This is a genomic window from Anaerotaenia torta (assembly GCF_050433395.1).
Classification (GTDB): domain Bacteria; phylum Bacillota; class Clostridia; order Lachnospirales; family Lachnospiraceae; genus Mobilitalea; species Mobilitalea torta.
Map to the genome: position 1 here is coordinate 497,086 of NZ_JBNPXH010000002.1, position 12,465 is coordinate 509,550.

The following is a 12,465-nucleotide window of genomic DNA, read 5'->3' on the forward strand; positions in this document are numbered from 1 at the left end:
CGGGCAGGTCAGACCGGCTCAATAAACAGCGAAATAATTCCTCCGCATACCATTCCTTCCTCTGCATCATTTCCGGTCATGTCCACCGTTATCAAGGCCGGTATTCCGTCATCCATGCACTGTATCGCCTTCTGTCTTGCTTCCGCTTCAACGCATCCGCCGCCGATGGTATCTATGATTGTCCCATCTTTTAAGACCAACATCTTGGTTCCTATGCCTCTGGGGGCGGAGCCCTTTCTGGCTACAATCGTCACCAGCGCCTTGGGTATCTCCTTGTATTCCTCACTGTCCAGACATTTCAGCAGCTGTTTGGAATAGCCTGAACCGGCCTGGACGGAATTCTTTACCTGAATGATCTCGGCCATGATGGCAACCGCAATTTCTGCCGGTGTCTCCGCTTTGATGTCCAGGCCGATGGGGGAATAGAGCTGGTCCAGCCTGGTCTGGTCAACCCCCTTCTCAATCAGAGCCTCCTTCACGGTGCGAACTCTTACCTTGCTCCCGATCATTCCTATATACCGGTTTTCTTTTTGAAGGATGCTTTCCAGACAAACCTGGTCATGGCGGTGCCCTCTTGTGACTACGACAAAAAAGGTGCTGATATCTCCCGGAATCTGACTGAGGGCATGCTCAAACTCATCACACAGAACCCGATCCGCTCCCGCCTCCCTGGCATTGTTGGCAAACTGGGGACGGTCATCGATTACTGTCACCTGGAAACCCAGCATCTTACTGATTTGTATTACCGGTATGGAAATATGGCCTGCCCCGCAGATCACTATTTTATATTCGTCCTGCAGGGGTTCAATATAGACACGGCTGTCTTCCGTCTCAATCATCGCGGTTCCCTTGGGAATCCGGCCTGCCACACTGTTCCATAATTCCAATTCCTTTGTGGCATACACTATCTCACTGTCAAGGAAAACGGCCTTTTCCCCCATTGATTTCCCATGGATCACCGTCGCGACATGATAGTTCTTATCCTTTTCTATTGAATTAATATACTGATAAAATCCCATGGCAGCCTCCATTCTGACTTATCTCCTTCTCTCATTATCCCCAGTCTTTGATCTTCTTCAATCCTTCGACGGGATCTTCCGAAGGATAATATTCCAGCCCGATATATCCCTGATATCCTGCTGCCACTAAGCTTTTCAGCACCTGCGGATATGCGATCTCTCCGTTGTCCGGCTCATGCCTTCCCGGATTCCCGGCCACATGCACATGCCCTATTTTATCAACCAGCTTTGTACTGCGCCGGATAATATCCCCTTCCATGATCTGCTGATGGTAATAATCAAACAGCATCTTAATCCTGGGGGATTTCACTTCACCAAGGATATCGGCTGCCACCTGGGAGGACCATAGAAAGTAACCCATATGATCAATTGTGGTGTTCAACGGTTCAATAACCAATGTAATATCCCGGTTTTCAAGCAGAGGAATACATTCCAGCAATCCATCCCGGATACTCCTTTTCTGTATCTCGAACGTCTCCCCTGTATCGCCGCCCACCTGGGAGATAATACAGCGGCAGTCCAAAAGTTCGGCCGTCTCAATGGTTTCCTTAAGTCCCTTCCTGTATTCAGTCCGTTTGCTGCTGTCCGTCAGACTTATAAACCGGGTACAGATGGCTGCTATATTCACCTTGTTCTCTAACCGGCTCCTGTTGATGGATGCCAGGTCCTTATCCCACCAGGACCAGAATTCCACCGCCTCATAGCCCAATGCTCCTGCCGTGCCAATCGCATCCGCCGTGCTCATATTCCTCAGAACGCTGTCGGTACAAATTGAAAATTTCATTTCGTTTCCTCCGTTTCCCCACTTCGATATGTATTTATTCTATCATTGCTTCTTCCTGCCGCCCCTGGGCCTCCGGAAGATTCGATATCACCAGCGCCGCCAGGATAACCGCACTGCCCAGCACCATGCGCAAGGTCATGACCTCATGCAGTATTATGACGGAAAATATAGTTCCAAATACGGATTCCATTGACATAATAATTGCCGCCTTCGTTTCCTCCACATATTTCTGGCATGTAGTTTGAAGCAGATAGCAGACGGTTGTGCTGACCACACCCAGATAAAGCACACTCAATCCGCCCTTGGCTGTAATCTCAAACTGCATCTCTCCTGAGCCTGCCATACACACTGCCGACAGCAAGAATGCAGTTGCCATCTGAATAAAATTCAACACGGCAACCCGGTATTTCTTAACAAATTCCCCGGTAAGGAATATCTGAAAGGCAAATCCTACGGCGCAGATCAGGGTTAATCCGTCCCCAATCCCCATGGAGAATTTCCCGTCCAGGGACAGCAAGGCCACTCCGCCCACCGACATCAGAGCACCGGCAACGCCTCTTATTCCCACCCTCTTCTTTAAAATCAGGAATGCAATAAAGGGCACCATCACCACATTTAAGGCTGTTAAAAACGCGTTCTTGGATGGCGTTGTATATTGCAGCCCGACAATCTGAAACACAAATCCGGCAAAGAGAGTGACTCCCATAAGCCCCCCGGCCAATGCCTCTTTTTTTGTAATTCCCTTGAGGGAACGAATACTCACCGCCCCCATAAGAACCGTTCCCAGTAAAAACCTCGCTGTCAGAATCTGAAACGGATGCAGGCTCTCCAATGCCATATCACTGGCAACAAAGCCCCCGCCCCATATAACTGTCACTATGATAAGACCGCCGATTGCCAGTCTGTTTTTCATTCCCATGTCCTCCTGCGTTTACCAAAGAGGATGCTGCAAATTTACAGCACCCCCTCAGACTTTTTATTTTTCAAGAGCGGCCAGCTTCGCCTCCGCTTCCTCCTTCGTATCTCCAAAAACGAATTGATACAGTGCCACACGGTTCTTCTGCCAGTTCAGGATCAGAGGATAGCCGATCCCATTGGCTTTCTTCGGAGCATCAAAGGCTCCGTCTACCGGAATACGGGAGGTCTCCATCTTCGTGATCCGGTTCTCCACTACCGCTTCCATTGCCCGCTCTATCTGCTTCTGGGACAGATTCGTTGTAACATAACCCAAGCCCTTTTTTGTAATAGGAAGAAGCTGAAGCATATTTCTCGGTGCCACATAGCTGTCAAACATGGCTTTTAAAACTCTCTGCTGACGCACAATACGCCCATAATCACTGTTTGCGCCGCCCAGAGTCTTCACCTTACGGACACGGCAATATCCCATAGCCTGGTTGCCGTTGAGCTTATTGACTCCGGCATGGACATTCCGATTCGCCTTCTTGGAAATATAATTGGTCTTGTTCAGATAGGCGGCTTCCTCTTTCCCCAGCTCAATCGTGACTCCGCCTAACATATCCACGATCTCCTCGAAGGATTCAAAGTCAACGGAAGCATAGCCGTCAATCTGTATCTTATAGTTGGTTTCGATAGTCTGAATCAACAGCGCAGCTCCGCCCTTGGCATAAGCGGAATTCAGCTTATTGGGCTTATGGTCCGGTATGTCCACATAGCTGTCTCTCAGCAGGGAGGTAAGCTTCACCGTGTTATCCTTCGTATTAATGGACGCAATCATCATGGAATCCGTATTTCTTGCTCCGCCAAACTTCTCTATTCCGAAGATCAGATAGTTTGTCACATAATCCTCATGGCGCGCCCCCGGCATATGCTGGATATCACTTGTCTCGTCCTCTTCGCCCTCCGTATTATCCATGTTCTGATATACAAAGTTGCCCGCAGCCCGGTAAATGACACTCCGTCCCGCCTTCGTCCCCAGCACAAGTCCCATACATACCAGCAACAGCACCATAATAACGGTAACGGTCTTAAGAGCGCGCTTCTTACGCCGGGACTTCTTACTCTTTCCCTTTCTCTTCGGCCCTCCTCCCTGCTCTGAGAATTCCTCTCTTTGCCGGGGCTCCTGCTGTTCTTCCTGCATGATTTCCAAGACCTGCTGTCCCAGCAGTTCTTCCTGTTCCTTTCTATTCTGCATTTCATTCACCTCGTTATCTGTCTCAATACTTATCCAATACTGCTGCTATCCCCAATGTCGTCATTCTATCATAAAACCGCAAAATAATAAAGCATTATTGTGTGGCATCCAACTCTTTACAGATTAACATAGACAATCTGCTCCGCATTGGCACAAGCCTGCAAATCCTTCTCCGTTTCCCTCCACCAATCCGCAAATTCCGCATCGCAGCGAAGCTCCAGCCGCTCCATCCCGGCACGCATGGACAGATTGTTCTCCGACTTGAATCTGCGAATTCCGGCAACAGTTTCCATAACGCTTTTCCCAAAGCTGAGAATATCTTTATCCACCGCTTCCGGCCTCTCCCACAGGGTAGTATGAATCGATTCCGCCCCTTCGTGCTGCCTGAAAAATTCCGAATAAATGTATTCCGTAATATGCGGAACATAGATGGCATACATTTTTAAGATATTCAGGAGCGCATAATAGAGGGCGTACTGGCCCGAACGCCGTTCCTCCTGCCCATGCACCTCCGGCTGATACAGTCTGGCTTTCACGATTTCAATATAATTATCACAGAAATCCCTCCAGAACAGCTCATCAAGCTCGTGGCGGGCCTGACCGATTTCATATTCCTTCAGCAGCTCTGTCACCCGGATCACGGTTTCCTTCATGCGCTCCAGCATCCAGCGGTCAATGGGCATAAGAGCCGGAACCAGGGATAAATCCAGGTCCGTGAGATGGGATATGGCAAATTTCGATGCATTCCACAGCTTGGTGATAAACCGTTTCGATATGGTAAGCTCATCGGCGTCAAAGAAGGTATCCGTGCCCAGCCGTGCATTTGCCGACCAGTAACGCAGCACATCCGACGAATGCGCTTCAATCAGGGCCGCCGGATCGAGAGCGGAATTATTCTTGGATTTGCTGATCTTCTCCCCTTTCTTCGCAAGGACAAAGCCATTAATCATCAGATCCTTCCAGGGGATATCCCCGGTATGGTAAAGGCTTCGGACAATAGAATAAAAGGTCCAGGTCCGGATGATTTCATGGGCGTGGGTTCTCATGCTCATGGGGGTCAGGCGGATGCCGGTTCTCTGGTTGATCTGAGGTGTGACCGACGAGGTGGCCCAGGTATCAAAAACAGCGCTTTCCGGTACAAATTCCCTGCAGCCGCATTGGCAAATGCCGTCATACTCCGTCTCCAGAGGATTCACGGGAAGCTGCTCCAGCCTTGCATATACGGCCTTCTTGCAGGCCTTGCAGTACCAGACCGGGAAGGGAACGCCGAAATAACGCTGGCGGGAAATGCACCAGTCCCATTTCAGATTTTCAACCCAGGAGATATAACGGTTTTTCATGTGAGCCGGATACCAGTTAATACGGTCGGCCGCCTCCAGAAACTTATCCTTATCCGTCAGAATATCGATGTACCACTGCCGGGAGGGAATAATCTCAACCTCCTTTCCGCAGCGCTCATGGGTAGCAACCGTATGGGTGATGGGTTCGGATTTATGAAGCAGCCCTTCTTCCTCCAGCAGCCGGATTATTTCCTTCCTGGCCGCCTTAACCTTCATTCCTCCGATCAAGGGAACATCCCCGGATATTGTACCGTCCGGCAGAATAACCCTGCGGTACGGCAGCTGATGGTCTCTGACCCATTCGGCGTCGGTGCTGTCGCCGAAGGTCGCGCACATAACAACACCGGTTCCTTTCTCGATCCCGGCCTTTTCATCTGCCAAAACCGGAATCTCATAATGATAGAGGGGAACGGCCGCCTTCTTCCCGATGATATCCTGATACCGTTCATCCTCCGGGTTGACGAAGAGGCAGACACATCCGTACAAAAGCTCCGGCCTCGTTGTGGCAACAAGGACCGCCCGGCCTTCCACCATAAAGGGAATATAGTTGAAGGTGCTGTCCACGTCGGCAGTGTCCAGCTCCGCCTGGGCAATGGAGGTCTGGCATTCCGTACACCAGAGCACCGGGGACTCCTTTGTGTAAGCCTTATCCATTTTCACCAGCTCAAGAAAGAGTTCCTGGGAAATCCTTCTGACATCCGGGCTGATGGTTTCATACTGCATGGACCAGTCAACGGAAAACCCCAGGGACTTCCACAATCCTTTAAATTCCGTTTCATATTTTTCTGTAGTCGCTTTGCATTTTTCAATAAATTCACTTCTCGGCAAATCCTTGGCATAGATGCCTTCCTCGCGTTCTACCAGGCGCTCCGTCGGCAGCCCGTTGTCATCAAAGCCAAAGGGATAGAAGACATTATCGCCCTGCATTCTGCGAAACCGTGCGATCATCTCTGCCTGGGCGTAGGAAAAAAGATGACCGATATGCAGACTTCCGCTGACTGTGGGCGGCGGCGTGTCAATGGAATATACCTCTCCCTGATGCTCCGGCTTAAATTTGTAAATCTGCTTTTCTTCCCAGAACTCCTGCATTTGCTTCTCAATCTGATTTGCATTGTAGTGCTTTTCCATGCGAATACCTCCAAAGATTTTAGTGATTGAACACAATAAAAACGCCCTAAAGCAACTGATATTACAGTTGCTTTAGGGCGAACATTGCGTCCGTGGTACCACCTAAATTCAGAGAATACTCTCTGCACTCTGCCAATACGGGACAGATGAAGCCCATCTCTCCGATATCGTTTTCCAATGACGGCGGAAATCCCGTTGAAGTCTACAGGGAAGAATATCACAGGAATGAACCCGATCCTTACCTTCCGTTCGGTTCACAGCTCAGAGGCTACTTCCATGTTTTCTTCACGAAGGCTTCCACCAGCCGCCTTCTCTCTTTGCATCCGATCAACATGTACTCCTCCTCGTCAATGCCTTTATTGTATTCAATTTTCATCAGTATAACCTGTTTTGTAAAAATAATCAAGTATTAATCTTAATCGAATTTGCAGACACTATTAAAAAGCGAAAGGAGCCATCTATTATGAATAACAAGGATATTTCTTCAAAAAAGCAGGGCAGTGCTGCCGGCGGCAATATCACTAATAAAAATGTCACCCACACAGATCACCGTTCAAAAACCGCATCCAACAGCGCTTACAATGATCCATTCTACACCCCTCCGGGTGAAGGGCCGAAGCCCCGGATCACATCGAATTAAACAACATCTGAAAAGGGACAGCCTGGTTCAGGCTGCCCCTTTTCAAGCGGTGTCAGGCACCTTTCCCTATCAATACTTTCCCAGTCCCACGCCGTCAGATAAGGCTTTTGCGCCAATCATATCTACCCCTGTCAAGTCCGGCTTTGTATTCCTTCTGAATTGCCTCTCTCCCGCCAGCTTGAATTTACCTACCTCCTGGCGCAGCATAGCGGCCTGGGCCGACATCTCTTCGCTGGTAGCGGAATTCTCCTGGGCTGTGGCAGCATTGGTCTGTACAACGGTGGAAATTTGGGAAAGTCCCTGCCTGATCTGCCCGATGGCGCCGTTTTGCTCTTCAATGGACTGCTCCATCCTTCCAAAGCTCTCTGTCACCTCAGCAGAACTGGTTTCCACATTTTTCAATATCTTTGCCGTTCGTCCTGTGATCTCCGCACCCCTGGCCACAGTAGCCACCGAATGCTCAATCAGCTCTGTTGTCTGTTTGGCTGCCTCACCCGACTTTGCGGCAAGAGTCCGCACCTCCTCCGCTACCACTGCGAAGCCCTTGCCGGCACTTCCGGCACGGGCCGCCTCAATTGCGGCATTGAGAGCCAGAATATTAGTCTGGAACGCGATGTCTTCTATTACCTTAGAGATATTGGCAATCTGGCTCGAAGCGGAGCCGATGTCCGCCATGGCGCGGGTAAGCTGCTCCATATGCTGGTTTCCTTCCTTCACACCTTCAACGGACTTTTGCACTGATTTTGATGCAGCTGCAACTGTGGCTGAGTTCTCTGCCGCCTGCTCCGCAATGCTTTCCACCGTAGCAGTCAGCTGCTGTACGGCGGCCGCCTGCTGGGTCGAGCCGCTGGCCAGCGCCTGCGCTCCGCCGGAGACCTGATCGGATCCGGTTGCCACCTGCTCGGCTGCTACGTCAATATTTCTCAGCGTATCGCTGAGCCTGTCTCTCATTCTTCGTATAGAATCCAGCATAGGACGGTAATCGCCTACATAACTGTCCTCCGCCTGCGAGTCCAGAGCGAAATTACCCTCGGCAAATGCAGTCAGCCCGCGTGTAAGATCATTTATGATTGTTTTCAATGTATCGGCCATCCCCCGGGAGGTCTGCGCCAGCACTCCGATTTCATCCCTTGAGTTTACCTCAATATTGACATCCAGATTCCCCCTGGCCAGCTTACCGGTAGCCTCCATAATCATCCCGATCCGCTTTGACAGATTCCTTGCCAGAAGCAGCCCGATCAGCACCGCAACAATCACTCCGGCTATAATGAATATGCCCATGGTGACCTCGGAGCGCATGGCTGTCTCATCATGGGCTGCCATCTGCTCTATCGCATACGCATTGTTGGAATCAATCAACGCGTCAATGGCTGCCTCCATATCCTGAGCCAGAGCATGGAGCTCTCCCCCATCACTCAGAATACGATAGGCTTCACTGCGGCGTGCCGTATCCATACCGATACCGTTCATGAATTCCTTTCGTTTATTGCCAAATGCATTCACAGCGGCTTCAAGATTGGCAACAAGCTTAAGGTCCGCTTCTACCTCCTCCGGCGGGTATTGTGCAAGAAGGGCTTTGTATTTGTTCAAATTATCATCTATAGTACTTCTATGATCCTGTATGCTGCTGATACAGTCTTCCTTGTCCGCCGTATTATCGGCCAATATCATTTCAAAGAGGTTAGTCCGCACCTCCTGGAAGGAAGAGCTGATCCGTTCCGTATACTGCAATGCCGCAGTCGTCTCCGAGTAGGAGGCACGGTACGTCGTACTAACGGTATTCAAGCTGATGATCCCGATTACTCCGATCAGCCCCGCGATTACGGTCACCATCAGGAAGCCGCAGGTAATTTTAAATCCGATTTTTAAATTACTAAACCATTTTTTCATCTTTTCCGCCCTCCAAAGTTTTACAGGGATGCTGCCAGTTCTGTCAGCTCTTCGTCACTCAGGAGCTTTTTACAGTCCAGCAGCAGCGTGATGCTTCCTCCCGCTTTACCGACACCCATAATGTAGTTGCGCCCTCCTTTGCTAAAATCCGGAGGCGGCGCAATATCCCCATCCTGCAGGGAAAGTACCTCCACAACCCTGTCCACGATCAGACCGATGGAGATATTCCCCGTGTCAATGACGATAATACAGGTTTTTTCATCATAGCTTCTCTCTTCTTTCTTGAATCGCAGCCGGGCATCCATAATGGGTATGATTTTCTCCCGGAGATTAATAATCCCTTTCATGTATACAGGCATTTCCGGAACCCTTGTCACAGCCTGCATTCCAATGATTTCAGTGACATAACGAATCTCCATTCCGTACAACTCGTGTTCTCCCACTGAAAAAACCAGATATTTTCCCTTAAGGGTATCCTCGTCCTGTTCTTTCAGATTCATCAATTCCATTTGCTCCATTTTTACTTACTCCTTTCCTATTTCTCATTTTTTTAATATCATTTGTTTTCTTCATACCGTTCCTGAATCAGGCACGAAAAAAAACAATCCATCATATGTAATCATACAGCGAATTGTTTTCTGCGTCTTGGTACTTTTGGTATGGAATTTCATTTTTCGACAAAATACTCACAATATCGGCCTGGTCATTCCACTTATCTGATAAATTCATTTTCTTATTCTCCCTTCAAAAGATATATTTTTCAATTACTTTCCATTGCAAAATACAAACATTTGTTCTATAATTTATCTATATTATTATTTTGTTGAGGTGATACCATGATATCCGGTCACTATGCAGCTGCTGCAAATAGCGTTGTATTTCCGCACCGCCATGAGGTATGTGTTGTTGCCGCCTTTAATCCAAAAGGCGATATACGCATCGATGCCTGGGGTATTGAGTTTAGCGGCAAAAGATTTAGGTACAAAGTCGAGACTGCTAAATTAATCGAGGAGGTCCATGCCTATTTAAAATTCCGTTGTGCCTATATAGAGTTTGGCTTGTTAAAGTCTGTTGACTTGGTATTCTTTCCCTGGGAGCATCGATGGGAAACGGGCTAATCCTAAGCGCAAGGGCCAACCCCCGGTTGCGGTGCAGCCACATACTCCACATACCCGCTTTTCACAGGTTTCACACCTATCAGTATCCTCACAGGACACCATTCACAGATTTCTCTTCTCATTGCGGTACGCTCCTTTTCCTAAATTTTCAGTTATGCCCATATGATAACTGGCTAACCATCATTTAAATATTACATTTGTGTTACGCATGTGCTACAATTCAATTGTTCCTAAGAAATAACAATCTTCGTAAGGAGGCAGACATCATGTGTTTTAAATTAAGCTCATGCAATTTCAACGATTTGTTAAACCAGATTTTAAAATACTGCGGTTATAGCAATTGCAACTAAGATGATTACGGCCCGTCCTCATGGATGGGCCATTTTTAATAATTCATGCACAGCACCTCGGTCCAAATCACTGCATCAAGTTTAATCTGTGCACGTTTCCTCAGATCTTCAATAAAATCATCATCCTGAAGAGCCTTAGCTTAGCTTCCCTTCGTTCGAGCTCCTTATTGATATCAGCCTCAGTATAATCTACATGATTGATTTTCAAAGCTCTGATTTCATCCCTTGCTGTCTCAGGCTTCACCTTCTCCATCAGTTCATCATCCACCTCTTTCCCCGGTCCTCAACCGCGGGATGCTTTTATATTGCTTGTACCTCTTTTAATTAAGTGGTATTTCTACCACTCAGCTTACGTCAGACTTTTTCAAAATAAGTAATATTGACCATCTCTGCTGTCAGGCTCATACTGGGATTTTCCAATCTACTTCTCGTCTCTTCAACAACCTCCCGATATGCATTCCAGTAATCCTGGTCAGTTACTGCTTCATGGGGATCTTTTTTACTTTCAATCATAAAAATAATGCTGCCGTTAAGTTCTCCAATATCTGGCCTAACGTAATATCTCTCATGTACCTCCCCTGTAATGCTAATACCGGTTTCCTGATAAACTCTAACCGCCGCTGTATTCCATATATTCCCGACGATGGTATTGGTATAATATTGGGGGTCAAGTCCAAAAAATGAAATTGAATAACTTTCTGTTTCCATAATCCACCACTAATATATCTTTATAATAATATATGTCTGTCTGCCAAAATGGTTAAATTCCACTTATTGATCCGACACAACTCTCCACTGCTCCTCGGGCCAGTCATCATTCCTGTGCTTGGTCCTGCTAAATGGATTTTCAGACGGCCCTACAGGCTCAAATTCAGTGTTCAGCTCCGGTATGCACATTGATCTTGCCACCGGATATGCTTCCCCAGCACTCTCCATTTAGCGCTGCTCCATCATGCGCGAATTTATAGTTGCTTTTCGGTTGAGCCGGTTCCTTCCGGCATGCCCATAGTTTTTTCTGACGACATCAGCAGAAAATTGGTTGTATGGTGGCCCATAATTTATTATAGATATTCCTCCAAATACATGTTATAATGGTAAATGTTGTTAATTACATTTAGAAAAATATAATTGGGAGGGCTGTTTAAATGAAAAAGTTGATTTTATTTATTATTTTGCTGTCTATGCTTACAGGGTGCGCCAAAAATAACCCTGTTGCCAAAGTCGATGATGGCAATGTTTCCGTAACGCCTAGCGCTGCACCTACGGATGTTGCTGTGCCCGCTACTGCTACCCCGATACCTACTGTAACGCCAGAGACCACACCTGTGGAAGAGCCTCAAGATCCAATATTGGACGAAGTAATAACGGACAAACTTGCGTCCTACATGTATAGTAGTTTCGGGGGATCTGGTACCGAGGAGTTAGCAGCCGGTTGGTACAAATATATTGATTATTTCGAAGTATTTCAGGAGGAAAACTTTTATACCGGAAACTTACACCTTAAGGAACGCCCTCTTGATGCTTCAGCGCAACTTATTTTAAGTCAATATTATCCTGATGACGGGTTAGATATTCTCTGCCCAATCTTATTGGATACTGGTGCGGCGCTTGATTTAGATGATCTTGATTTGTGTTTGATTGGGGAGGCGTTATATAAAATAAGCGCTGAGGAAGATGCAAAGACACAGTACTACTCCCTGGCAGCATTAAATATTCCTATCTACGATTTTCTTGCCAGTGCTTCCGGATGGAAGATTGCTGATGTAAAAAATGCGGTAAGCAATAATGAAGTCTCTGGAGATATAGCTTTTGAGATTCTTGTTGATTACATAGCGGATGAATACAAAGACGCATTTGATGGTTTATCGATGGAAATGGTTAAGCATATGTCCATGGCGGCATTGGCAAATTTTGAAGATGTGAGGATAGAAACACTTGCTGTATTTGATCAAGATGGCAAGGCGATCAATACTTATAAAAACTAAATTAAAAAACCGCCCCTGCTGCAAACAGAGACGGTTCCTGCAATAGAATAATCCGGTGA

Annotated in this window: 12 protein-coding genes and 1 other annotated feature; of the genes, 2 read left to right on the forward strand and 10 right to left on the reverse strand. The window is 47.5% G+C overall.

The features are described from left to right. Positions 1 to 8: 8 nt before the first annotated feature. The 5 genes from HNQ56_RS05885 to HNQ56_RS05905 all read right to left on the reverse strand — a co-directional run bounded on the left by HNQ56_RS05885 (position 9) and on the right by HNQ56_RS05905 (position 6,423). Positions 9 to 1,019, reverse strand: a complete 1,011-nt coding sequence (locus tag HNQ56_RS05885; RefSeq protein WP_429143734.1) for an XdhC family protein — start codon at positions 1,017 to 1,019, stop codon at positions 9 to 11. Positions 1,020 to 1,053: 34 nt separating this feature from the next. After that, entirely contained in the window at positions 1,054 to 1,803 is a 750-nt protein-coding gene (locus HNQ56_RS05890) for a TIM barrel protein (RefSeq protein WP_429143736.1), read from the reverse strand. 34 nt (positions 1,804 to 1,837) lie between these two features. Continuing rightward, positions 1,838 to 2,716, reverse strand: a complete 879-nt coding sequence (locus HNQ56_RS05895) for a DMT family transporter (RefSeq protein ID WP_429143737.1) — start codon at positions 2,714 to 2,716, stop codon at positions 1,838 to 1,840. Between the two features lie 63 nt (positions 2,717 to 2,779). After that, positions 2,780 to 3,955 (reverse strand): LCP family protein, encoded by a 1,176-nt coding sequence (locus HNQ56_RS05900; protein ID WP_429143739.1) that lies wholly within the window; start codon positions 3,953 to 3,955, stop codon positions 2,780 to 2,782. Between the two features lie 116 nt (positions 3,956 to 4,071). Then, on the reverse strand, positions 4,072 to 6,423 hold the full coding sequence (locus HNQ56_RS05905) for a valine--tRNA ligase (RefSeq protein WP_429143741.1): 2,352 nt from the start codon (positions 6,421 to 6,423) through the stop codon (positions 4,072 to 4,074). A gap of 70 nt (positions 6,424 to 6,493) precedes the next feature. Then, positions 6,494 to 6,783, reverse strand: a binding site (T-box leader). 103 nt (positions 6,784 to 6,886) lie between these two features. Here HNQ56_RS05905 and HNQ56_RS05910 point away from each other — a divergent pair. After that, positions 6,887 to 7,063, forward strand: a complete 177-nt coding sequence (locus HNQ56_RS05910; protein ID WP_429143742.1) for a hypothetical protein — start codon at positions 6,887 to 6,889, stop codon at positions 7,061 to 7,063. Positions 7,064 to 7,132: 69 nt separating this feature from the next. Here HNQ56_RS05910 and HNQ56_RS05915 read toward each other — a convergent pair whose 3' ends face one another. The 5 genes from HNQ56_RS05915 to HNQ56_RS05935 form a co-directional block, all read right to left on the reverse strand. Then, positions 7,133 to 8,953 carry a methyl-accepting chemotaxis protein gene (locus HNQ56_RS05915; RefSeq protein ID WP_429143744.1) on the reverse strand — a complete coding sequence of 607 codons (1,821 nt, stop codon included), beginning with the start codon at positions 8,951 to 8,953 and terminating at the stop codon, positions 7,133 to 7,135. A 20-nt stretch (positions 8,954 to 8,973) separates the two neighbouring features. Further along, positions 8,974 to 9,471 (reverse strand): chemotaxis protein CheW, encoded by a 498-nt coding sequence (locus HNQ56_RS05920; protein WP_429143746.1) that lies wholly within the window; start codon positions 9,469 to 9,471, stop codon positions 8,974 to 8,976. 1,050 nt (positions 9,472 to 10,521) lie between these two features. After that, the gene (locus HNQ56_RS05925; protein ID WP_429143748.1) at positions 10,522 to 10,674 is read right to left on the reverse strand and encodes a hypothetical protein; all 153 of its coding nucleotides are present in this window, start codon (positions 10,672 to 10,674) and stop codon (positions 10,522 to 10,524) included. 101 nt (positions 10,675 to 10,775) lie between these two features. After that, a complete protein-coding gene (locus tag HNQ56_RS05930; protein WP_429143749.1) occupies positions 10,776 to 11,129 on the reverse strand; it encodes a hypothetical protein in 354 nt (117 codons plus the stop codon). A 63-nt stretch (positions 11,130 to 11,192) separates the two neighbouring features. Further along, on the reverse strand, positions 11,193 to 11,357 hold the full coding sequence (locus HNQ56_RS05935; protein WP_429143751.1) for a hypothetical protein: 165 nt from the start codon (positions 11,355 to 11,357) through the stop codon (positions 11,193 to 11,195). A gap of 209 nt (positions 11,358 to 11,566) precedes the next feature. On the opposite strand from HNQ56_RS05935, the gene HNQ56_RS05940 reads away from it, so the two are divergent. Next, positions 11,567 to 12,406, forward strand: a complete 840-nt coding sequence (locus HNQ56_RS05940; protein ID WP_429143753.1) for a hypothetical protein — start codon at positions 11,567 to 11,569, stop codon at positions 12,404 to 12,406. The last annotated feature ends 59 nt before the right edge of the window (positions 12,407 to 12,465 follow it).